The 24,936-nt window shown below is 42.8% G+C and carries 17 protein-coding genes; 7 read left to right on the top strand and 10 right to left on the bottom strand.

Annotation, left to right across the window (positions count from 1 at the left end; all coding sequences use genetic code 11):
* Window positions 1-641: 641 nt before the first annotated feature.
* The 3 genes from clpB to H9W84_RS04470 all read left to right on the top strand — a co-directional run bounded on the left by clpB (window position 642) and on the right by H9W84_RS04470 (window position 4,364).
* On the top strand, window positions 642-3,239 hold the full coding sequence (gene clpB / locus H9W84_RS04460) for an ATP-dependent chaperone ClpB (protein ID WP_239741922.1): 2,598 nt from the start codon (window positions 642-644) through the stop codon (window positions 3,237-3,239).
* 106 nt (window positions 3,240-3,345) lie between these two features.
* On the top strand, window positions 3,346-3,921 hold the full coding sequence (dcd, locus tag H9W84_RS04465) for a dCTP deaminase (RefSeq protein ID WP_007116249.1): 576 nt from the start codon (window positions 3,346-3,348) through the stop codon (window positions 3,919-3,921).
* A 200-nt stretch (window positions 3,922-4,121) separates the two neighbouring features.
* The gene (locus tag H9W84_RS04470) at window positions 4,122-4,364 is read left to right on the top strand and encodes a hypothetical protein (protein ID WP_050324225.1); all 243 of its coding nucleotides are present in this window, start codon (window positions 4,122-4,124) and stop codon (window positions 4,362-4,364) included.
* Window positions 4,365-4,423: 59 nt separating this feature from the next.
* On the opposite strand, the gene H9W84_RS04475 is transcribed toward H9W84_RS04470, so the two are convergent.
* The 6 genes from H9W84_RS04475 to H9W84_RS04500 form a co-directional block, all read right to left on the bottom strand.
* A complete protein-coding gene (locus tag H9W84_RS04475) occupies window positions 4,424-6,208 on the bottom strand; it encodes an acyl-CoA dehydrogenase C-terminal domain-containing protein (protein WP_239741925.1) in 1,785 nt (594 codons plus the stop codon).
* A gap of 144 nt (window positions 6,209-6,352) precedes the next feature.
* Complete coding sequence (locus tag H9W84_RS04480) at window positions 6,353-8,146, bottom strand: acyl-CoA dehydrogenase C-terminal domain-containing protein (protein ID WP_239741928.1); 1,794 nt, start codon at window positions 8,144-8,146, stop codon at window positions 6,353-6,355.
* A 150-nt stretch (window positions 8,147-8,296) separates the two neighbouring features.
* Window positions 8,297-10,141: a putative bifunctional diguanylate cyclase/phosphodiesterase gene (locus H9W84_RS04485; protein WP_239741930.1), complete on the bottom strand. Its 1,845-nt coding sequence runs from the start codon at window positions 10,139-10,141 to the stop codon at window positions 8,297-8,299.
* Between the two features lie 2 nt (window positions 10,142-10,143).
* Window positions 10,144-10,998: a 16S rRNA (uracil(1498)-N(3))-methyltransferase gene (locus tag H9W84_RS04490; protein ID WP_239741932.1), complete on the bottom strand. Its 855-nt coding sequence runs from the start codon at window positions 10,996-10,998 to the stop codon at window positions 10,144-10,146.
* Between the two features lie 276 nt (window positions 10,999-11,274).
* Entirely contained in the window at window positions 11,275-12,666 is a 1,392-nt protein-coding gene (gene bioA, locus H9W84_RS04495) for an adenosylmethionine--8-amino-7-oxononanoate transaminase (RefSeq protein WP_338106433.1), read from the bottom strand.
* 383 nt (window positions 12,667-13,049) lie between these two features.
* A complete protein-coding gene (locus H9W84_RS04500) occupies window positions 13,050-14,225 on the bottom strand; it encodes a sigma-54-dependent transcriptional regulator family protein (RefSeq protein WP_239741936.1) in 1,176 nt (391 codons plus the stop codon).
* Between the two features lie 196 nt (window positions 14,226-14,421).
* On the opposite strand from H9W84_RS04500, the gene exaC reads away from it, so the two are divergent.
* Window positions 14,422-15,933: an acetaldehyde dehydrogenase ExaC gene (gene exaC, locus H9W84_RS04505; RefSeq protein WP_239741937.1), complete on the top strand. Its 1,512-nt coding sequence runs from the start codon at window positions 14,422-14,424 to the stop codon at window positions 15,931-15,933.
* 236 nt (window positions 15,934-16,169) lie between these two features.
* Here the strand turns inward: exaC and lldD are convergent, their stop codons facing one another.
* The 3 genes from lldD to lldP form a co-directional block, all read right to left on the bottom strand.
* Window positions 16,170-17,318, bottom strand: coding sequence for an FMN-dependent L-lactate dehydrogenase LldD (gene lldD, locus H9W84_RS04510; RefSeq protein ID WP_060994706.1), 1,149 nt, complete (start codon window positions 17,316-17,318; stop codon window positions 16,170-16,172).
* A gap of 126 nt (window positions 17,319-17,444) precedes the next feature.
* Window positions 17,445-18,218 (bottom strand): FCD domain-containing protein, encoded by a 774-nt coding sequence (locus H9W84_RS04515; protein WP_239741939.1) that lies wholly within the window; start codon window positions 18,216-18,218, stop codon window positions 17,445-17,447.
* Window positions 18,219-18,231: 13 nt separating this feature from the next.
* The gene (gene lldP, locus H9W84_RS04520) at window positions 18,232-19,938 is read right to left on the bottom strand and encodes an L-lactate permease (protein WP_239741941.1); all 1,707 of its coding nucleotides are present in this window, start codon (window positions 19,936-19,938) and stop codon (window positions 18,232-18,234) included.
* Window positions 19,939-20,482: 544 nt separating this feature from the next.
* Between lldP and mdh the strand changes: the two genes are divergently transcribed.
* The 3 genes from mdh to dld all read left to right on the top strand — a co-directional run bounded on the left by mdh (window position 20,483) and on the right by dld (window position 23,837).
* Window positions 20,483-21,655: an iron-dependent methanol dehydrogenase gene (gene mdh / locus H9W84_RS04525; RefSeq protein WP_201664359.1), complete on the top strand. Its 1,173-nt coding sequence runs from the start codon at window positions 20,483-20,485 to the stop codon at window positions 21,653-21,655.
* Window positions 21,656-21,796: 141 nt separating this feature from the next.
* Window positions 21,797-22,096 (top strand): hypothetical protein, encoded by a 300-nt coding sequence (locus H9W84_RS04530; protein WP_239741943.1) that lies wholly within the window; start codon window positions 21,797-21,799, stop codon window positions 22,094-22,096.
* A gap of 37 nt (window positions 22,097-22,133) precedes the next feature.
* Window positions 22,134-23,837 carry a D-lactate dehydrogenase gene (gene dld, locus H9W84_RS04535; RefSeq protein ID WP_239741945.1) on the top strand — a complete coding sequence of 568 codons (1,704 nt, stop codon included), beginning with the start codon at window positions 22,134-22,136 and terminating at the stop codon, window positions 23,835-23,837.
* Window positions 23,838-24,062: 225 nt separating this feature from the next.
* Here dld and metF read toward each other — a convergent pair whose 3' ends face one another.
* Window positions 24,063-24,914, bottom strand: coding sequence for a methylenetetrahydrofolate reductase [NAD(P)H] (gene metF, locus H9W84_RS04540; protein WP_239741947.1), 852 nt, complete (start codon window positions 24,912-24,914; stop codon window positions 24,063-24,065).
* Window positions 24,915-24,936 lie beyond the last annotated feature (22 nt).

Raw genomic sequence — 24,936 nt, forward strand, 5'->3', positions numbered from 1 at the left:
GTTATTTGACCAAATAAAGCAGCGCCACTGAACTAATATGATATGTTATTTGGCGTTATCATTTGATGTTTTGCAGAGTAACATGCGCCAGGCACGGTTGTTGTCTATTCATGTAGTAGATAGGTTAATATAATGTAAGCTGCCTTACAATAAACCATTGAAAATATTATATAATTTTAATTATCGTCCATAAAATTTTAGTATCAATTTTTAGCTATAGCTTAAACTTTAGTTCACGTAATTTTTTAAAAAATACGGTCAAGGTGGCTAATAAAAAACCAAAGTGCTCCTACGCTACTAATTTGCTATTAACTATTAAAAGGAAACGCATATCAGCCAACAAAAAAACTCAGTCAGTAAAACTGATTAGGTGTATCCCCTTGGAAGTTATACGATAAGCCAAAATTTATTGGTTTATGACTTTATCTACATTTTTATTGTCAATTTTTAATAGGTAACACGATAAATTTTGCAAGCTATTGATCCAAGTGAGGATTGAAAACAAACCTACATCCCATGATAAAGAAAATAACCATTGACAATTAAAAAATTTTAAAGGTGGATATTGAAACGATTTATCAAAACACCATATCAATTTTAGTTCAAAGCTAATTAGTTAAAAGCTAAAAGGAAAAATAATAATGCAATTTGATAAATTTACCAATGCCTTACAAAACGCAGTTCAGCAGGCACAAACGCTCGCTGTCACTCGTGATCATACCGCGATTGAGCCGATTCATTTGTTGTCAGTGCTACTCAATGAACCGAGTAATGCCAATGTGTATGAACAAGCAGGCGCAAACTTAAGTCAGTTAAAAACAGACGTGCAACAATCGCTAAACAACCAAGCGGTGATTGGCACACCCACAGGTGATGTCAACCTCAGCCCAAATACGGCTAAGATTTTAAATCTAGCCGAACGTCATGCGCAAAAAGCGGGCGATCAGTTTTTATCTACCGATTGGGTGCTGGTTGCCCTAGCAGAGACGGGCGACACTGCAAAACTGCTTGCAAAAGCAGGGGTCAATGAGCCAAAACTAAGACAAGTTATTAATTTTATTCGTGGGGGTGATAAAGTGGATACACAAAATAGCGAAGACCAACGTGATGCCTTAAACAAATATACCATCGATTTAACAGCACGTGCCGAATCGGGCAAACTTGATCCCGTGATTGGGCGTGATGACGAAATCCGCCGTACCATTCAAGTGTTGTCACGCCGTACCAAAAACAACCCCGTGCTCATCGGTGAGCCGGGTGTAGGTAAAACTGCGATTGTTGAAGGATTGGCACAAAAAATCGTCAATGGTGACGTGCCAGAAGGCTTGCGCAACAAACGCGTATTGTCGCTTGACTTGGGGGCACTGATTGCGGGGGCAAAATTCCGTGGTGAGTTTGAAGAACGCCTAAAAGCGGTACTTAATGACCTAGCAAAAAGCGAAGGGCAAGTTATTTTATTTATTGATGAAATTCATACCATGGTCGGTGCGGGTAAAGCCGATGGCGCGATGGATGCGGGTAATATGCTCAAACCTGCGTTAGCGCGTGGCGAGCTGCACTGCGTGGGCGCGACTACCCTTGATGAATACCGCCAATATATCGAAAAAGATGCCGCCCTTGAGCGTCGTTTTCAAAAAGTATTGGTTGATGAGCCTACGGTGGAAGATACCATTGCCATTTTGCGCGGTTTAAAAGAGCGCTATGAACTCCATCACGGGGTTGATATCCAAGACAGTGCGATTATTGCCGCCGCGCAGATGAGCCATCGCTACATCACCGACCGCAAATTGCCCGACAAAGCCATTGATTTGTTGGATGAAGCAGCTAGCCGTCTAAAAATGGAACTTGATAGTAAACCAGAAGCCTTGGGCAAATTAGAAAGCCGTTTGATTCAGCTTAAAATGCAACGTGAAACCTTAAAACATGAAGATGACGAAGGCGCAAAATCCCAGCTAAAACTGCTGGACACCCAAATCAGCGAGCTTGAAAAAGAATACGCAGATTTAAACGAAATTTGGCAAGCAGAAAAAGCCCTTGTTAAAGGTAGCCAACAGCTCAAAGACGAGCTTGATAAGGCGCGTATCGCCTATGAAAAAGCCCAGCGTGAAGGTGACTACGAGACCATGTCAAAACTGCAATACGAAACCATTCCACAACTGGAAAAACGTATTAAAGACTCTGACTTGGCTGAGCAAAAAGAGCAAGCAGGGCAAGCGCCAAGCGTCAAACTGCTACGTAACAAAGTCACCGAGAACGAAATCGCTGAAGTCGTTGCCGCTGCAACAGGCATCCCTGTTGCAAAAATGATGCAAGGCGAACGTGAAAAAATGCTGCATATGGAAGAAAAACTGCATGAGCGCGTAGTCGGTCAAGATGAAGCAGTACAAGCAGTCGCCAATGCGGTGCGCCGTAGTCGTGCAGGGCTGTCTGACCCCAATCGTCCTAGCGGTTCGTTCTTGTTCCTAGGTCCGACAGGGGTGGGTAAAACTGAATTGACCAAAGCGTTGGCAAGTTTCTTGTTTGATGATGAAAATGCCATGATTCGTATTGATATGTCTGAATTTATGGAAAAACACAGTGTCAGCCGTCTTGTCGGCGCACCCCCAGGCTACGTGGGTTATGAAGAAGGTGGGGTATTGACCGAAGCGGTACGCCGTCGACCTTACAGTGTGGTATTGTTTGATGAAGTAGAAAAAGCGCATCCTGATGTGTTTAATATCCTACTGCAAGTGCTAGACGATGGTCGCTTGACCGACAGTCAAGGTCGTGTTGTGGATTTTAAAAACACTGTCATTATCATGACTTCAAACCTTGGTTCGCATAAAATCCAAGAGATGGCAGGCGATAGCTATGAAGAAATCAAAGCGGCAGTGATGAATTCAGTCAATCAGCATTTCCGCCCAGAGTTTGTCAACCGTATTGATGAAATCGTGGTGTTCCATCCACTTGGGCAAGAGCAAATGGCGGGTATTGCAGATATTCAACTGTCACGCTTACGCAAACGTCTTCAAGAGCGCGACATGGATATTGTATTGTCAGATGAAGCCATGACTCAATTGGTCGCTGTGGGTTATGACCCTGTGTATGGTGCAAGACCGCTAAAACGCGCCATCCAGCAAGAAATCGAAAATCCGCTATCAGTCAAATTGTTATCGGGTGAGTTTGTGGCGGGTGATACCATCAAAGTGGATGTCGATGCCCAAGATAAATTGACCTTTGATAAATTGCGTATGAGTTAATTTTCTCACCAAAAAAAACGGCTCTCACTCGAAAGCCGTTTTTTTTCGCCTATGTGTAGCAAATTACAGTATAATTCTGCCTAAATTTGAAATTTGAGGAAACAAAATGTCGATCAAATCCGACCGCTGGATACGCCAAATGGCACAAGAGCATGGCATGATTGAGCCATTTGAAGCAGGTCAAGTACGTGTGGGCGAGCAGGGACAAAAATTGGTCAGCTACGGCACCTCAAGCTATGGTTATGATGTGCGCTGCGCGCGCGAATTTAAAGTATTTACCAATGTCCATTCTGCCATCGTTGACCCAAAAAACTTTGATGAGCGTAGCTTTATTGATATCGTGGGCGATGAATGTATCATCCCGCCCAACTCATTTGCCTTGGCTCGTACTGTCGAGTATTTTCGTATTCCCCGCGATGTATTGACCATTTGTTTGGGAAAATCTACCTATGCGCGCTGCGGTATTATTGTCAATGTCACACCGCTTGAGCCAGAATGGGAAGGGCATGTGACCTTAGAGTTTAGTAATACCACCAACTTACCGGCGCGTATCTATGCCGGTGAGGGCGTGGCGCAAATGCTATTTTTCCAAAGTGATGCTGATGATGTGTGCGAAACTTCCTACAAAGACCGTGGTGGTAAGTACCAAGGTCAAATGGGTGTGACCTTGCCCAAAGCGTAAACGGCAAACGATAAGCAATAAGCAGTCATATAGACCCACTTCGGTGGGTTTTATATTTTATGGCGAAAAATTGTTAATCGCTCAAATTTTACACGAGCTTACAACTGCTTTAAGCTTTCTATTTTTGAATATGTCATACTAACGATGCACTGACGCTATCGTTTTAAAATAATAATACCGCACATAAGAAGGATAACACCATGATTGAACTAAGTAATAACTATGTCGCGCTAAATTTGGCAAAATTCATCTATGAAGAAGAAGCCAAACTCACGCCAAATAAACACCAGCAAGAAAGTGATATCAAAGAATATATTTTTGAATTATATGAAGAGTGTGTTGCTGTCGTTGAAGAAAACGACTCAGCGGATTTTGAATATGAAGACTTCGATTTTGATGAAGATGAATCGTTGGCAGATGACGATGACGATATGCTTCGCTAACATGTTAATTCATAAAAAAATCGGCTCAAGTGGCCGATTTTTTTATGTTTAAGTAGGGATTAAGCAATGGTTGCCGCAAAATAATCGCGGTCAAACGCTGTGATGGGTTGGCTCGTTGCTTTTACCATCGCAATATGCGCATCTAAGCGTGGCAACATACGACCGACATAGTAGTCTGCTAATTTTGCTTTATTGGCATAGAAATCGCCTTCTTTGCCATTTGCCGCTTCAACCATCAAGCCAAACATATAAGCAAAGCTGACATAACCAAAGGCTTGTAAATAATCAACCGCACAGCCATTGATTTCGTCTTTGTTGACCGCTGCCGCCGCTACCACCGCTTTGGTTACGTCTTCAAGTTTATCCGCTGATGTTAAAATTGCTTGTTTGATGGCATGGTCTGCTTTCATGTTATTGGCAAAATCACGCATTTCTTGCACATACGTTGTCACAAACGCACCGCCGTTTTTCACCACTTTACGACCCAACAAGTCAAGTGATTGGATACCATTGGTCCCTTCATAAATTTGCGAGATACGGGTGTCACGTACGATTTGTTCCATTCCCCATTCACGGATATAGCCATGACCACCAAAGCATTGCTGTGCATCAATTGACGCTTCAAGACCACGGTCTGTTAAGAATGCTTTAGCAACTGGCGTCAAAAGAGCGACGCGGTCATCAGCGGCTTTTTTTGCTTCGGCATCATCGGTATATTTGTTGGTATCAAGCTGTTTGGCGACATACATTGCAAAGCAGCGTGAGGCTTCACTGATGGTTTTGGCATTTAACAGCATACGGCGAACGTCGGCATGAAATACGATTGGGTCAGCGGCTTTGTTTGGTTCTTGGATACCGCTATCGGCGCGGCCTTGGATACGGTCAAGGGTATAAGCTGTGGCGTTTTGATACGCTAACTCAGCGCCACCGATACCTTGTAACCCCATCGTCAAACGCTCATAGTTCATCATGATAAACATGGACGCAAGACCGGTATTTTCTGCGCCTACCATAAAGCCTTTGGCACCATCAAAGTTCATGACGCAAGTCGCTGATGCTTTGATACCCATTTTATGCTCGATAGAGCCGCAGCTTACCGCGTTACGCTCGCCCAATGAGCCATCCGCATTCACATGGAATTTGGGTACGATAAACAATGAAATCCCTTTAGAGCCTGCTGGGGCATCGGGGGTTTTTGCCAATACCAAATGGATGATGTTGTCCGCTAAGTCATGTTCACCTGCGGTGATAAAGATTTTGGTACCTGTAATATTGTAGCTACCGTCTTCGTTTGGCACGGCTTTGGTTTTGATGATACCCAAATCCGTACCTGCGTGCGGTTCGGTCAAACACATCGTACCTGTCCATTCACCTGAGTAGATTTTTTCTAGGTAGGTTTGTTTTTGTTCTTCAGAGCCTGCGTTGTAGATACACATGCACGCACCACCCGATAGGTTTGGATAGAGCGCAAATGATTGGTTGGCGGTAAATACCATCTCTTCAGCGAGCATAGTCACCATTTTTGGCATGCCTTGACCGCCATGATTTGGATCGCCGCCCAAACCAATCCAGCCGCCTTGTGCATATTCGTCAAATGCTGCTTTAAAACCAGTTGGGGTTTTTACTTTGCCTTCACCCAGATATTGTGCCGCTTCTTCATCACCCGAGCGGTTGATGGGCAGTAACGTATTTTTAGCAAATTTTGACATTTCTTCTAAAATCATATTGACCGTATCACTGTCAACATGGGCTAACTGTTCATTTTTTTGCCAAAAATCAGATGCATTGAATACATCATTTAAAATGAATTTCATGTCTTGAATTGGCGCATTATAAATAGGCATATTATTTCCTTTTATGGGTTAGCTCGTAATTCGAAATGAGACAAATCCTTAAATAGCTTTTGCTACCTAAGGATTGAATAAAAAATTATACTATCAATGATTCTATCATAATTTTATTACTACACTAGATAGCTTAGCAAAAAATTAGAATTGGAATTCGTCAACGTCCATGCTCATGTATGGCTCGAGACCTGTATCAATACGTTTGACGTAAGTTAAGGTGCGAGGCAATAGTTTTGCAAAGTAGAACTGAGCGGTTTTGATTTTGGCTTGATAGAATTTGGTCTCAGTGGTGTCGCCTTGGAGCGCTTGCTGAGCGACTAACGCCATACGAGCCCATAGGTAAGCTAGGGTGATGTAGCCACTATAGTACATGTAGTCAACCGCCGCTGCACCCACTGCATCAGGGTTTTCAGTAGCCTGCATACCAATGCGAGCAGTCAAATCGCCCCATTCTTTATTCAGACGTGCCAGTGGACGAATAAATTCACCCATCGCATCGTTGTCTTTGTTTTCTTCACAGAATTGATAAATGACTTTGCTAAAGTTAGCTAGCATTTTACCTTGTGAACCCAATACTTTACGACCTAACAAGTCGAGTGACTGGATTTCAGTGGTACCTTCGTATATACAAGCAATACGCGTATCACGTACGTTTTGTTCCATGCCCCATTCACGGATAAAGCCGTGACCACCATACACTTGCACACCGTGATTGGCTGCTTCATAACCTGTTTCAGTTAAGAAGGCTTTAGCAATTGGGGTTAAAAAAGACAACATTTGGTCAGCGTAAGCTTGTGATTCGCCTTCACCTTTAGTTACCACATCAGAGAATTGTGATAGATAGTAGACGAGGGCACGGCCACCTTCTGCAAACGCTTTACAAGTTAATACCATGTTACGCACTGCTGGATGGACGATGATTGGGTCAGCCACTTGTTCTGGCGCTTTTGCACCGCTTAATGCGCGCATCGCAAGACGATCTTTGGCGTAGCTTAAGCCACCTTGGAAAGCCAATTCCGCCGCAGTGAGACCTTGAATCGCAGTACCAATACGGGCGGTATTCATAAAGGTAAACATACAGTTTAGACCTTTGTTTTCAGGTCCAATCAAGTAACCTTTGGCTTTATCAAAGTTTAGTACCGCAGTTGCAGAGGCTTTAATACCCATTTTGTGTTCAATCGAACCACAGGTAACGGTGTTACGCTCACCGATAGAGCCATCTTCGTTGACATTGAATTTTGGTACGATGAACAATGAGATACCTTTGGTACCTGCTGGCGCACCCGGTAAACGCGCTAGTACGATATGGACAATGTTGTCTGCCATGTCGTGTTCGCCGGCTGAGATAAAGATTTTTTGACCGGTGATAGCGTATGAACCGTCTTCATTGGGTTCAGCTTTGGTGCGGGTAATACCTAAATCAGAACCTGCATGTGCTTCGGTCAGACACATGGTACCTGTCCACTCACCGCTGACGAGTTTCAATAAATATTTTTGTTTTTGTTCATCGGTACCGTGGTGTTCTAGCGTACGGATAGCACCTTCAGATAGACCTGGGTACATTGAGAAAGACCAGTTAGCCGTACCTACCATTTCACTGACCGCTGAACCCAATGATAATGGCATGCCTTGACCGCCAAATTCTTCATCGGCACATAAAGAAGGAAAGCCTAATTCACAGTATTGTTTATAAGCTTCTTTAAAGCCTTTTGGCGTATATACATTACCATTTTCAAAACGACAGCCTTCTTCATCGCCTGAACGGTTAAGGGGTGACAATTCTGCTTCAGAGAAGCTTGCACCTGCTTCTATGAAACTATCAATCGTTTCTTTATCCGTATGGGCATAGCTAGGAATGGTTTTGTAGTGATCTTCAAATTTTAGTAATTCATGCATGACAAATTTCATATCACGAAGCGGTGCTTTATATTGCATACGATATCCTTAATTAGTGTTTTAAAAAGACAAAAAAACCTACCCCATTATTAAGGTTTTATATTCCTAAGATAGGAAAATTTGGCAAAGGTGACAAGGTACTAACATGACTATAGGGTCATAAAAAAATCTAATTGGTCAAATTAAAACTTATAGCAAATAGTTTGGTTTATAGTTGGCTTTGAGCCACTCTGTGGTATCTTGACTAGACATGGGTTTAGCAAAACCAAAGCCTTGAATCGAATCACAACCAAGACTACGCAGATATTCGATTTCTTCACGGTTTGAGACGCCCTCAGCCAATGCTTGCATGGATAACGAGTGCGCCATCTCAATCACTGATTTGACAATCACTTGTTTTTTTGGGTCTTGTAAAATATTGGTGATAAATAAGCGGTCAATTTTGAGCATATCAATCGGATATTTAATCAAATATTGCATCGCGGCAAAGCCTGTACCAAAGTCATCAATCGATATGCTAAAACCATACTGGCGCAGTTTTGCTAGCATCGCTTGCGCTTTAAATTCATCATGAATTTTGCAGACTTCCGTGATTTCAAAGCTAATCAATTTGGCAAGCCAACTATATTGCTGTATCGTCCCTTCAATAAACGCAATAAATTTTTCACTAATTAATTGACGAGTATCAATATTGATACAGATGAGGCAGTTATAGCCCATCTCACGCCATGTCAAAATCTGCTCAATACAAGCTAAAACAATTTTTTCAAATAGCGCCTGCGCTGACTTATCGAGCACCTCCGCCAAAAAATCGTTGGGATAGAGGAGTCCAAGGGTGGGATGCTCCCAGCGCACCAACGCTTCAAACATCGGCAAATCAGGCTGTGCAAACTCTAACTTAGGCTGAAAGTAGGGCAAAATTTGCTGTTTTAATAACGCATTTTTAAAGGCGCTGAGCAAATGAATATCTTTAAAATTGCCTTTTTGCTGGTTGGCATCATACCAAACACAATCTTCATCACTGATGAGCCGCGCATGTTTTAACGCCGTGTCTGCTTGTAATAGCAATGTCTGAGCATCTTGGGTATGAGTGGGGAAAACCGAGGCGCCAATCGACAACCTTAAATAAATTGATTGGTCATCAATGCTAAAAGGTAAGTCAAATAACTGTTTGAGCGCTGCCACGTAGTGATGCGCGGCATCAAGGTGTTGTACCGAAATCATCGCCGCAAAACTATCACCCCCAAACCGCGAAAAAGTGACTAAACTTGCACCCGAAATTTTTAAGGATTTTACCCGTTTGACAAAACCTTGAATCAGCGTATTGGTATTTTCAATGCCAAGGCTGATGTTAAAAGACTGCAATTTGTCAATATTGATGCGTAGCAATACCCCCATACACTCGCGCTGATTATCGGCTGCCTGGTAATAGTCAATACAGCTTTTTAATTTGTCATAAAAAGTATCGTAATTGGGCAGACCCGTTAATTCATCATAATTGTATAGATGTAAGGTGTGGCTAAGCTGCGCATCTTTTTTGGTTAAATTGGTGAGTAGCCCGACATACACCACCCGATTATTATCGACTTCACACACGGAGATATCTAGCCAAACCGCCACTTCAGGTGAATTGTGATAAGAAAGCACTAAATTGGTCGAAATTGATTGTCGATTATCCAGTCTGGTAATGATGGCGGCAATCGCTTGCTGTAAGTGAGGCGCGTAGTTCTTATACGGATAAAAATAAAACGGACTACCTATCACCTGATTGCGTGGCAAGGCGGTAATGTTTAAAAATTGCTGATTGACACAGATAAAACGTAGCCGTTCATCAAGCATAAAAATGCCATCATGGATTTTTGAAAAAACCGAGGCAAACACCGCATTTTGATGTTCAAGCGAAATTTTTTTGTCAAAAAAATGGCTATCGACAATAAACCCATACTCACTTAACTGATCATGACACAACTTGTTAGCACCCATAAAGCAATCACGATGGTCTATCGGCAAGACTGGATCGTTATTCGATGACATGATTATTCCTGTGCAAGGGTCAAAGTTTGGTGTAGCGTCAACAATGAAGACAATGCGACAACAGGGGCTGTCTCAGTTCGTAGCACACGCTCGCCAATTTGCCAAGGCATAAAATCTCGCTCGATAGCTTGCGTTATTTCTTGCGCTGAAAACCCACCTTCTGCCCCAATGAGTAACCAAAATTGGGCTAAAGTACACTGTCTAAACTGGTTTGTTATATGGGGTAGTGGGTTGGCATATGGGATATATGGCGTGCTGGGTTCAATCTTATTACGTTCAATGTCATGACAAGGTGTCGCTACGCCACGGTCATTAGAAGGAACGGCTAAAATTAATTTGGTCACGTCGCTAGAAGTGGGCACACCTGCTGGCTCATCAATCCAGTCGCTAAAAGCTTTTGGTGCCAGCAATGTTGGCACAATATTAAGCCCACATTGTTCACATGCCGATACCGCAATCTGCTGCCAGTGGGCGAGCTTTTTATCGGCTTGGTCTGCTTTTAGGCGTACTTCACCATGTTGGCTTGTGAGCAGTTGAATCGATGACACCCCAAGCTCTGTGGCTTTTTGAATGGCATAATCCATGCGCTCGCCACGGCTCATAACCAAGGCAATGTTGACAATAAATGGCAAAGCTCGATTGATTGGATTAAAATCGTTGATGGTAACGAGTGCTTGTTTTTTAGTGATATCCGTTAAAGTGACGGTATATTCACCACCTTGACCATCAAAAAACAACGCTTGCTCGTCGACACTTGCTCTTAACACTTTACACCAATGATGAAAAATATCTTCGGTCAAAGGCAGCGTGCTACCAACTTGTAGCAAATTTGGTTGGTTATAAAAAAATCTACGCATAAATCATCTAAGTAAGTTTCACAATTGAGTTAAGTTAAGTTGGTTAAAATGCCTACAAAAGTTAAATATTTTTTTGACGATAATCTCATGGATTATACGTTAAACATGAGCCATGTAGGCATAAGCTGTGAATTCTAATACAATTTTTTATAATACTGTAAGAATTGAACGTTTGTAACAAATCCTAGCTTTTAAGGATGGATTATAATAACCAACATTTATTTACATTTAATTGGTTAATTAGTCAGTAAATTTCATAAGGCGTTAGTAAAGGCGTTAAGGCAAATCGATGGCCTGAGACGAGCCTTGGGGGATTTGAGGGATATGGTCACAAAGCTTTTGCAAACAACGATTTAATACGCCAAAGATGTGCCCAAGCTCTGCTGGGGTGGTGCAATAAGGCGGAATAAGATAAACATGGTTGCCAATCGGGCGAATCATCACGCCTTGATCAAGGCATAAATTGGCAAAAGCTTTGCCCAAATTTTGAGAAAAATCCAAGGTGAAAGCCGCAATCATGCCGGTTTGACGTGCAAACTTTATGGGTAAATTGGCATCAACTAATTGCTGTAAGCCATCAGCCATCGCTTGGATAAGGGATTGGTTGTGTAGCAAGACATTATCGCGTTCAAACAGTTCAAGCGATGCCAAAGCCGCGCTACAAGCCAATGGGTTGCCAGTAAAACTATGCGAATGTAAAAAGCCTTTTTCCACTTTATCATCATAAAACGCTTGATAAACATCATCGGTTGTCATGACGCAAGACATTGGCAGATACCCTGCCGTTAGACCTTTTGACAGACAGATAAAGTCAGGGCAATAATCGTCTTGTTTATCCGCATCTGCCAAGGCTAGCATTTGTTCTACCGCAAACATAGTACCGGTACGACCAAAACCCACGGCAATCTCATCATATATCACATGGATGTGATAATGGTGCGCAAGTTTGGCAACGCCAAGTAAATAATTAGCAGAATACATCGCCATGCCCGCCGCCCCTTGTACCAAAGGTTCAAGGATAATCGCACAGATATCGCGGGATTTTTCTGCCAAGATGCGTTCTAGTGCATCTAAGCTTTTTTGCTCATGCAGCTGCGCTGCGATAGCGTCAGTATTGAAAATATGCGCGGGGGAAGGAATACGAATTTGACTGACAATCAAATCTTTGTATTGCTCACTAAACAGCGGGATATCTGTCACCGCAAGACTGCCAACGGTTTCACCGTGATAACCGTGTTCCAATGAGATAAATTTGGTTTTTTGCGTTTGCCCTGATTGCTGCCAGTACTGCAAACTCATTTTAAGCGCGACTTCCACCGCCCCTGAGCCACTGTCGGCAAAAAAAGCTTTGGTTAGTGGTTTGGGCGTGATGGCAACCAATTTTTCTGCAAGCGTCAGAATGGGTGGGTGAGTGACACTAGCGATTAAAGTATGCTCAAGCGTATCGAGCTGCTGTTTTATTTTTTCGTTGATAAAGGGATGGCAATGTCCATGTAAATTGACCCACCATGAGCTAATCATATCGTAATAGGCGTTACCGTCCTGATCATATAATTGATTGCCTTGAGCTTTGACGAGGTGGAGTGGGGGAGTGTTTTCAAGGGCTTGCATCTGTGTGCAAGGAAGCCATAACGCGTTATTCATAAGGGTCTCAAAATTTTTTGTCACATTGTAGCACTTTTGACCCAAGAAAAAAGGCTTGAAATCGCAAGCCTTCTAATGCTATGAGCGATAATGATAATAATAGGAACGCTTAATAAATGAAATGCTTGAACAGAGGTTGAAGCAATCGCAATATCCATTGAGCTAAAACCATATTTTATCCCAACTTGGTTTAATACCGGCGACTTTTTTATCGTGATAGGTCGATAGTATGGCAGCAATTCTTGCACGGACAGCGGCTAGATAGGGTAGTAAAGCGGGAAGTCAAAAGTAAAACACAACCAACGGTTTGGTGAAGGTATCACCCATATCGAAAAAGCCTTGCAGCGGCTTTTTCAACGAAAAGTGCATGATTAGGGGAAAATTGATGGTTAAGTAAAAATTGATGGTTACCGATTTGACAGCACCTCTAAATGTTGGTGAATCGAAAGGTTATCTGGCATTAATTCAATCAATCTTTCTATAGCATCGCTAGCATCGGGGCAATTTGACAAATGCATGAGTAATAAGTCAACCTGATCTGAATGATAAATGGCTTGGCTCAACCGAGCTTCTAAACAGGTGCGCCAAGTGCATAAAAAAGGGCTTTCAGTTTTGCTAAAAAATATGCCTGTATATAATTTGATGGCCGCTTCTAAATAACCAGCATTTAATGATTGTTCAACCCGTAAAAAATCACCATCAATAGGCATTAACAGCCGGTACGGACGAGAACCCAATAAACCAGTAAGTGTATCACGTAACTGCGACATTTCAGTCTTTAGCGTACCTTGTGACACTTTACGCTCACCGTAGATCGCTTGGTGTAACGCATCTAAGCTCATGCCTTGGGGACAAAGTGCTAACACTGTCAATATCTCGACTTGCCGAGGGGTCAGCCGCAAGATTTTGCCATTGAATATGACACTGGGTTCGTTAAATCCTTGAATATACAGATAGTGTCTTTGGCACTCATTCAAAGCGGATTGTAAAATACTGGCACAGCGTTCAGCAGCAAATATGCCAAAATTATTGTGATTCTGCCAAGTGGTCGATAAATCCAGTACGCCAATGACCTGCTTGGTATGCGGTTCAATAATAGGCGTTGCATAACAGACCCATTCATGAACCGAAGGCATATAATGTTCATTAGAAAAAACGCAAGTTGATTGCTGCGTTTTTAGCGATAAAGCGAGCGCATTTGTGCCAACTTGGCTTTCCCCCCAGCATCCGCCTTCGATGAAGTTAACCGCTTCTGCCGCTTTTTGCATAGACTTGCTGGCAGTCGTCCAGATAATCGTACTACCGATATCAGCCACAGCCATCACCATGGAGGATTGCAACGTGATATGTTGTAATTGATTTTGACAATAGCCTAAGGCTTTTTTTAGATAATACGATTGATCGCTTTTGGTGACGTTAATGGGTGCTTGTTGGCGCTCAGTTGGAATGTTAGCACTGTCTGAGCGGTGCCATGACTGAACGATACTTTGTTGGATAAGATCTGCATTATTATCGGTAAAGGTAATGTTAAAACGCCTCTTATCAATCCGATGCCTTTGCTCTAACAGTCTATTTTTATTCATATTTTAAAATATCCTAATGCACTAACCAATCCTTGGTTTTTAAAATAAGCTATCTTCAATAGTATAATGTACATCCCTTATTGTAAAGGATAATTAAACACCTACCTTTTACCTACCGTTTCTGTAATAATATGAATGTGTAAACCCCAACTGCACGAAGCAGTTTATCTACCAACTGACAAAAGGAAATGTCATTATGCGTTATGCTGACCCTAATACTGACGGTGCTAAAATCAATTTTAAAGAAAAGTATGACAACTTTATTGGCGGCCAATGGGTTGCGCCTGTTAAAGGTGAGTACTTTGATAACATCTCACCCGTCAACGGCAAGCCCTTCGCCAAAGTCGCCAAATCAAGTCCAGAAGACATTGAACTTGCGCTAGATGCCGCCCATACTGCTAAAACTAAGTGGAATGCGGCTTCACCCACAGAGCGTTCTAATCTACTTTTAAAAATCGCAGATCGCCTTGAGCAAAATATTGAGTTATTAGCGGTAGCTGAAACATGGGAAAACGGTAAACCTGTCCGTGAAACCTTGGCTGCGGATATACCACTTGCCATTGACCATTTTCGCTACTTTGCCGGTGCGATACGCGCGCAAGAAGGCGGTGTTTCACCCATTGATGATGACACTGTCGCTTATCACTTTCATGAACCTTTAGGTGTGGTTGGACAAATCATTCCTTGGAACTTTCCAATTTTAATGGCTACCTGGAAAATCGCGCCTGCACTAGCCGCGGGTAACTGCATTGTCTTAAAACCCGCCGAGCAGACGCCTGTGAGCTTATTGGTGCTTGTTGAATTGATTCAAGATTTGCTACCAGCAGGTATTTTAAATATCGTGAATGGGTATGGCGAAGAGGTGGGTAGTCATTTAGCTAGAAGCCCACGAATCTCAAAAATTGCCTTTACTGGCTCAACCCCTGTCGGTCAGCTTATTATGAAGTATGCGACAGAGAATATTATTCCAGTTACTTTAGAGTTAGGCGGTAAATCACCCAATATTTTCTTTGCCGATGTCATGGATAAAGAAGATGATTACCTAGAAAAAGCGCTTGAAGGTTTTACTATGTTTGCGCTCAATCAAGGTGAAATATGTACCTGTCCTTCGAGAGCCTTAATGCATGAAAGTATCGCCGATGCCTTTTTGGCGAAAGCCGTAGAACGGGTAAAACGTATCAAAACAGGTCATCCATTGGATACGGAAACCATGATTGGTGCGCAAGCCTCTCAGGAACAACAAGACAAAATCTTAGGCTGTATTGCTACAGGTAAACAAGAAGGCGCCGAGCTTTTAACCGGTGGTAATGCAAGACATGAGGTGGGTGAAGGTTATTATATCGAGCCGACGATTTTTAAAGGCAACAATGATATGAAAATCTTCCAAGAAGAGATTTTTGGCCCAGTACTGTCTGTGACAACCTTTAAAGACTTTGATGATGCCATGCGTATTGCCAATGATACTATGTTTGGTTTAGGTGCTGGCGTGTGGGCACGTAGTGGCAATACTGCTTACCGTGCAGGGCGTGCTATTCAAGCTGGGCGAGTATGGACAAACTGTTACCACATTTATCCAGCCCATGCCGCATTTGGTGGTTACAAGAAATCAGGCATCGGGCGTGAAAACCACAAAATGATGCTAGAGCATTACCAAAATACCAAAAATTTACTGGTCAGCTATTCTGAAAAACCGATGGGCTTCTTCTAGAATTTGATAGGTCATAAACAACAAAAACCGCTCTCATAGAGCGGTTTTTTTATCGAAAATAAAAAATATCAATATTAAATTCATTTACCATCGCTCAATCAACCACTGATCATAAGCGGTTATTGCGCCATGAAGTTGATAAATTTATTGCACTTAGTTCAATCATCAAATCTTAGCATTTACCAAAATCAAAAATATCATGGAGACGCTAAGGTTGACTAGTCACTGTCAGTCTATCAAGTCACAGTACTAAAATCTACTAAACAGTCTCGATTGATATCTTGAATTCGGTTTGCACTGGTCAATGTCATTGCCACGCGCATTTCTTTGTCTATCAAGTTGAGTAAATTGGTTACCCCAGCCTCACCATCGGCGGCTAACGCATAGATAAACGCACGTCCTAACATACATAAATCTGCCCCCAATGCCAACATTCTCACCACATCTAAGCCATTACGGATACCCGAATCGACCAAGATTTTGATATCACCTTTAACAGCATCGGCAATTTTGGGTAGGGCAGTGGCAGTTGACATCACCCCATCAAGCTGACGTCCACCATGATTGGAAACCACAATACCATCAGCGCCAAAACGTACCGCATCTTTGGCGTCTTGTGGGTCAAGAATACCTTTGATGACCATAGCGCCATCCCAAAAATCACGAATCCATTCTAAGTCTTTCCAAGAAATCGAGGGATCAAAGTTATTACCAAGCCAACCGATATAATCTTCTAATCCGATTGCTTTACCAAGATATTTAGAAACATTACCCAAGTCATGGGGTCTTCCTAGCAATCCCACGTTCATTGCCCAGTGCGGATGGGTGCATGCTTGTAGATAGCGGCGCATGGCGGCATTGGGTCCACTCATACCAGAGTGCGCATCGCGATATCTCGCCCCAGGTACAGGCATATCGACGGTAAACACCAGCGTTGAGCAGCCTGCCGCTTTGGCACGCTCCAGCACATTTTGCATAAACTTACGGTCACGCAACACATACAGCTGAAACCACATAGGGCGATTGATTTTTGGGGTGACTTCTTCGATAGGGCAGACTGATACCGTTGACATGGTAAATGGAATGCCTTTTTTGTCGGCAGCCATGGCTGCTTGGACTTCACCACGGCGAGCGTACATCCCTGTCAAACCCACCGGCGAGAGCGCCACAGGTAAAGACAGCTGTTCACCAAAAATCTCAGTAGATAAATCAAGCTGCGTCATGTCTTTTAATACCCGCTGACGTAAGGCAATACTCGATAAATCTTCAACATTACGTTTTAGGGTGTATTCTGCATACGCGCCACCATCAATGTAGTGGAATAAAAAGGGGGGTAAACGGCGGCGAGCCGCTTCTCGGTAATCATTGGCAGAAGAAATAATCATAATATCCCTATCTTAACTATGTTATTAATGGTAGAAATAGCCACGTGCATTCAAAACTGTTTACACTAAAGTACGTTTATAAAATGCGCCTGCATTAACAGGCATCTGTATTAAAAAGCATCTGTATTAAAAAGCATCAGTGGCCAACCGGGAAACTCGCTGTCTGCGAGCCGTTGCCTCATCAATCTTGGCAACCTGTTTTATCACAAACTCAATATGTTCACCCACGGCTTTGCGAGCTAATTCACTATCACGCGCGATAATCGCATTCATCATTGCCATGTGCTGCGTATGTAAAGTTTCAAAGCCATAATGCTCGGTGTAAATTTTTCGCCGAGCTAATACCACGTTATGTCTCATTAGGTGAAAAACATTTTTCATCATCTGCAACAATACCGCATTTTGGGAAGCTTCGGCAATCGCTAAATGAAAATTGGCATCGGCAATAGCGGCTTGTTCGGTATCGCCATGTGCCTGACTATTTGCTAACTGCTCGTAGTAAAAGCGGATTTTCTCAATGTCTTGTTTTGTAGCTCTTTTGGCAGCGTACCAGGCTGTACCGCCTTCTAGTACAATTCTTGCTTCTTGCACATCAAGTCGATACAGTGGATCAGCATCCAATAGCGGGGTTAGGGTTTGTAATATCAGATTATCAGACAGCGCTACAAGGGGTTGGTTCTGTTTGATTTTTTGCACATCTTTGACAAACGTTCCCGACCCAATACGACTTTCGGTAATACCGACACTATTCATCTGCTGTATCGCTTCACGCAGTGCGGTACGAGATACGCCTAGTCGCTCACACAAATGGCGCTCGGCAGGTAATCTATCGCCATTTTTTAGCCCTTCACGGTCTATTAGCGAAATTAATTGTTCAATAACCTGCGTTGCAACCTTCATACCTTACCCATCATTATCCGTGTGGAATCATCCAAGGCACAACATACGCTTGTAGCGTGATGAGCACGCCCATCATAATGGTAAAAATAATACTATGTTTGACGGTAAATCTGAACAAATCTGACTCTTTACCGACCAAACCTGTAGCGGCACAGGCAATGGCAATGGATTGCGGGGAAATCATTTTACCGGTCACCCCACCCGAGGTGTTTGCTGCCACTAACAACACCTCAGGCACCCCAATTTGCTGAGCGGTGGTGGCTTGAAGTGCGGCAAATAACGCATTGGCTGAAGTGTCTGAGCCTGTCAAAAATACCCCTAACCAACCCAAAAATGGTGAAAAGAAGGTAAAAGCTTTGCCCGTGTGCGCCAATGCTAATGCTAATGTAGCAGATAAGCCCGAATAATTGGCGATAAACGCAAACGCTAACACCATACCAATAGAATAAATCGGGGTGCGTAGTTCTTTAACGGTCTCGCCAAACGTCGATAACGCTTCTTTGGGACGCATTTTTAGCATCACGATAGAGATAATCGCCGCGAGCACGATCGCAGTACCCGTTGCCGAGAACCAATCAAATTTATAAATGGCCGCATAGTCGGTAATTTTGGTGACGACTGGGGGCAATTTTTGTACTGCATTGTGCAAATACGGCACATTGATACTCATCACCATATCGACCAATGCGCCATCAGGATGACCATCTTTGCCTTTGATAAACAAATCTTTAAACGGCTTAATACTCCATAACGACACCATCGCTGTCAAAATGGCAAACGGCATCCAAGCTTTGATGATTTGAGCGGGCGAGTAATGGGTGGTTGGCAACGGTGCTGATACGCTTGTGGTATCACCCATCTGATTTTTGCCATCGACTTGATTTTCAAAACGGAACACATGCTTGGGCTGCCACACTTTAAATAGCAACGTCAAACTAATTAACGAGGCAATAGCAGCGGTAATATCAGGCAACTCAGGTCCAATATAATTTGAGGTCAAAAACTGCGCAATGGCAAATGACCCACCACCGACCACAATCGCTGGAAAGGTTTCACGAACCCCGCGCCACCCGTCCATAATCGCCATAATCCACACTAACACAATCGGCACAATAAAAGGCAACTGACGTCCGACCATTTGGCTGATGGCATGGGTTTCTACCCCAGATACTTGTCCTGCCACGATGATAGGAATACCCATCGCACCAAAGGCAACAGGGGCGGTATTGACGATGAGGCAAAGTCCAGCCGCATACAAAGGCTTAAACCCTAATCCTACCAATAATGCTGCCGTGATTGCCACAGGGGCACCAAAGCCTGCTGCACCTTCCAAAAAAGTACCAAAGGCAAACCCGACCAGTAACATCTGTAAGCGTTGGTCTTCGGTCAGCGATAAAATACTGGAGCGGATAATATCAAATTGCCCTGTTTTTACCGTGACTTTGTATAAAAACACCGCCCCGATAATAATCCAGGCGATGGGCCAAAGCCCATAGAAGAATCCATAAATCGCTGATGATAATGCTAACGTCACCGGCATTTGGTATAAGAATAGGGCAACAAGCAGCGCCAAAACAACGGTAATAGTGCCTGCAACACTACCTTTTAAACGAAATACCGCCAAGGCTAGAAAAAAGAAGATAATTGGGATGAGGGCAATGGCACTTGAAAGCCAAATATTACCCATGGGATCATAAATTTGTTGCCAATGTTGCATCATTATTTCCTCCGTGAAATAATTGGTATTACCAAAATAGTCGAGGTGTCATTAATGGGTGAAATAATAAAGAATATTACACCTTAATTCAATTAAATTCAAAAAAAACAGCGATATTTATAAGGTTTTTTGTAAATTGGTAATACCAATTTTGATAGTAATATGACTTGTTGTGTGACCGGATACAAAAAAGCTTTGTGTTGAAGTGAGCAGGGATTCAAGACTTTTGCTGTCAGGGTGCGTGATGAAAGCTACCCAATGTTTTGCTGTATGGTTGACAGCATAAGCCATGAGGGACATAGCGCAAGTAGCGTGCTTTATTTTTTCAAAAGACATTAACTCTAGTAACTTTTTGACTAAGGTAGGTTAATAGTAGGTAGAGCGCATTGGATGACTGAACTAAAATCAAGTCATAGTGATTTTATAAGAATATATTTTATAAAAATATATTGGTACATCTTATCTAGTTGTAATGATGACAAAAAACTAGGCGTGCGAATAAAATTACTATATACCCTAACCATAAAAGATTAAAAGGAATTTAATCATGGCTTATAAGCAAATCTCCGATCAAACCAGTGGCTTTTTTATTCCCTGCGTATCATTATTTGGACCTGGCTGTGTCAAAGAAGTGGGCTCAAAAGCCAAAGATCTAGGTGCTAAAAAAGCGCTTATTGTAACTGACCAAGGGCTGAGCAAAGCAGGTGTTCCAGACATTATCATTAAACATTTAAGCGAACAAGGTATTGATAGCTACGTATTTGCAGGCGCAGAGCCAAATCCAACTGACAAAAATGTCCACGATGGCGTCACAGCGTATCAGGATAACGGCTGTGATTTTATCATCTCATTGGGTGGTGGTTCGTCACATGACTGTGCAAAAGGGATTGGTCTAGTGACCGCAGGCGGTGGTCATATCCGTGACTATGAAGGTATTGATAAAAGTAAAGTGCCAATGACGCCATTGATTGCTATCAATACCACGGCAGGCACGGCATCAGAGATGACACGTTTTTGTATTATTACCAATACCGATACCCACGTCAAAATGGCGATTGTAGATTGGCGTTGTACCCCGCTTATTGCTATTGATGACCCTCGACTGATGACTGCTAAACCCGCATCTTTAACTGCGGCAACAGGTATGGATGCGTTAACCCATGCGGTAGAGGCGTATGTATCGACTGCTGCAAATCCGATTACAGATGCTTGTGCTGAAAAAGCCATTCGAATGATTCAACAATGGTTGCGTCAAGCGGTAGCGAATGGCGAAAACATTGAAGCGCGTGAGGCTATGAGCTACGCCCAATACTTAGCAGGCATGGCGTTTAATAACGCCTCGCTAGGCTATGTACATGCAATGGCGCACCAGTTAGGTGGATTCTACAATCTGCCACATGGTGTCTGTAATGCGATTTTGTTACCGCACGTCTGTGAGTTTAACCTGATTTCAACCCCTGAGCGTTATGCAGATATTGCACAATTTATGGGCATTGATATCAAAGGCATGACTCGGGCAGAAGCAGGTAAGGCAGGCATCAATGCAATTCGTGAGCTATCTCAATCGGTAGGTATTCCTACCGGACTCACTGAACTTGGTGTTAAACAAGAAGACCTTGCCATCATGGCAACCAATGCCCAAAATGATGCTTGTATGCTCACCAACCCACGTAAGGCAAATCATGAACAGGTCGTAGCAATCTTCGCAGCTGCGATGTAACATTGTAACAATCTAACATCAAACTAAAACAGACTCACAGCAGTGAAAAAGGGGACTTTAATAGTCTCCTTTTACATTGAGCGCTGATACAAAGCGCATAAATTTTTGCGTAAATTGATTAAAATATAGTAGCATAAAGGGATGAAACAAAAACCCATCACTCGCTTAGACCACTGCCAATACTTACGGGTAACCCAAGTAAACTACACACTTAGCCACTATGCCAAGCCTCATCTAGCACAAAATCTCGTAGTAAAAAATCTCCTAATAAAAAATCTAGTACCACAAATCAGCGATAACCGCCTCTACAATCGAGTCACCGATGGTAAACGCACACTTGACCATATTAACGCTATGCGTAGCTCTACTATCGAACACAATCCTATCTTTGATAAAACCAGACCGGTTCAACTATCGAAAATTCAATACAATCGCCAATAAAGCCTCATGACCCATTTAAGCAATAAGGATATTTATCATGTTAAAACAGTATAAGCCGACACTCGATAAATTAACGAAAATCGTAGGGAAGTCTTATGTACTCATCGATGAACAAGATACCCGTCATTATCGACAAGGTATACGGTTTGGTGAGGGAAAAGTGTTGGCTGTGGTATGTCCAGGTACCTTACTTGAACAATGGCAGGCACTACAAACCATTATTGAGGCAGATTGTGTGGTAATTATGCAAGCTGCCAACACAGGATTGACAGGCGGCTCTACCCCTTATGGGGATGACTACGATCGTCCAGTCATCATTATGAGTACTCGGCGTCTACAAGGCATTCAAGTGATTTTAGATGGCAAACAAGTCGTGTGTTTACCAGGCGCTACTTTAGATAATCTTGAGCGTACTTTAAAGCCTTATAATCGTGAACCGCATTCTGTGATTGGGTCGTCATGTATTGGCGCTTCAGTTTTAGGTGGGGTCTGCAACAACTCAGGGGGCGCGCTGGTACGTCGTGGACCTGCTTATACTGAAATGGCGTTGTATGCCCGTGTTAATGAATCGGGTGAATTAGAATTGATTAACCATCTAGGTATTGATTTAGGCACCACCGCCGAAGAAATACTCACCAGACTTCAAACACAAGACTATAAAACCAGTCAGATAACCACGCAAACCACTCAGCTGGCATCAGACAATCGTTATGCCCATGACGTTAAACAAGTCGATGCAGACAGTCCTGCTAGATTCAATGCAGATCCGACACGATTATACGAAGCATCGGGTTCAGCGGGTAAAGTCTGTGTGTTTGCGGTAAGACTCGACACCTTTGAAAAAGTTGAGAGTAGGGTTTTTTATATTGGCTCAAATGATCATGATGACTTAACGGCCATACGTCGTTATTTGCTGACATCGTTACCCAGCTTGCCGATTGCTGGAGAATATATTCATCGGGATGCCTTTAGTATTGGCGCAAAGTATGGCAAAGATACTTTCTTGTTTATTGAGCGTTTTGGCACGGTTAATATACCCAGAGCATTAGCCCTCAAAGATCGCATTGACGGCTGGTTGGAAAAAATCAAGATACGGGGGTTGACTGATCAAATTTTACAAGCTATCACTTTTTTCTTACCCAGTCATTTACCGCGGCGCATGCTAGCGTTTCATCAGCGTTTTGAGCATCATTTGATTCTACGAGTAGATGAGCAAAGCGCAGAACAGACACAGCAGTTTTTAAATGAGTATTTTGCCGTTCATTCTACTGGCTCGTATTTTGCCTGTACGGAGGAAGAAGGTCGCAAAGCTTTCTTACACCGTTTTGCTGTTGCCGGGGCGGCGATACGATATCGTGATACCCACCGAGCAGAGGTTGAGGATATTGTGGCATTGGATATTGCGTTACGACGTAACGATAGAGAATGGGTAGAAAAAATCCCAGCAGATCTCGAACAACATATGTTACATAAATTATATTATGGGCACTTTTTTTGTCATGTATTTCATCAAGATTACATTGTCAAAAAAGGCACTAATCCACTGGATATTGAACATCAGATGTGGCAGCTGCTAGACGAGCGTAGAGCAGAATATCCCGCAGAACACAATGTGGGTCATTTATATGTTGCTAAGCCAGCATTAGCCAATTTTTATCGCAAGCTAGACCCTACCAACACCTTTAATGTGGGAATTGGTCACACTTCAAAGTTAAAATATTGGCGCAAACCTAACGCATGAAGACATTTAACTAGGCAAGCATAATTAGGTAAGCATCCGACTATCAGGGCAATCGCACTATAAAATTTTATCGAACAGTAACTGCTCAAGATAAACTGTTCCAGATAAATTGTTTAAGATAAGCGTTATCTTGCGATGCCCCAATTTTACGATGTTGAACAGACAATTTAACATCGTCATGCTCATTTTTTTTGCTATCAGATAGTGCTTAAGGTCTATCCTCAATTAAACCAATCCGAGCGCTTCAATCAGTTGTTTATTTGGGCTGACTTGGTTCATGCTATAAAAATGCATGGATGGCACGCCTTCGGCAATCAAACGCTCACATAGATTGACCATCACTTCAAACCCAAATTGACGAATGGCTTTTTTGTCATCGCTATAGTCGGCAAGCTGTTTACGGATAAAACGAGGAATATCTGCCCCACAGCCATCGGCAAACCGGATCAAATTTGACGCATTGGTGATAGGCATAATGCCTGCGATAATTGGGAACTCATCTTGAGTCACCCCTTTTTTGGCAAGGGCATCCCGCAGATATAGATAGCTGTCAGCGTTGTAGAAAAACTGGGTAATCGCTTCAGTCGCGCCTGCGTGGTATTTATTGAGCAAGTTTTGGATATCGGCATCAAAGCTTTTGGCTTGCGGGTGCATTTCTGGATATGCAGCCACTTTGATACGAAAATAATCACCGCTATGCTCGCGTATGTATTTAACCAAATCGACAGCAAACGGCAGCTCGCCAAGACCCACCATACCCGATGGCAAATCACCGCGCAGCGCCACCAAGCGATTAATGCCTAACGATTTATAATAATCCAATAACTCGCCAATTTTGGCTTTATCATCGCCAATACAGGATAAATGCGGGGTAATGGGCGTGTCACTTTTTTCACTCAGTGCCTTAACAATGCCTAAGGTGCGCTCACGGGTTGACCCACCTGCGCCATACGTGACGCTAAAATATTTAGGTTTTAAAGCATTTAATTCATCAAAGGTTGTCAATAATTTGGTTTGACCGTCATCGGTCTTGGTGGGGAAAAACTCAAAAGAAAACGGCGTTGTCAGGGTGGTCATAAAAGTATCCAAAATGATAAAA

The organism is Moraxella tetraodonis, from assembly GCF_022359095.1.
Classification (GTDB): Bacteria; Pseudomonadota; Gammaproteobacteria; order Pseudomonadales; family Moraxellaceae; genus Faucicola; species Faucicola tetraodonis.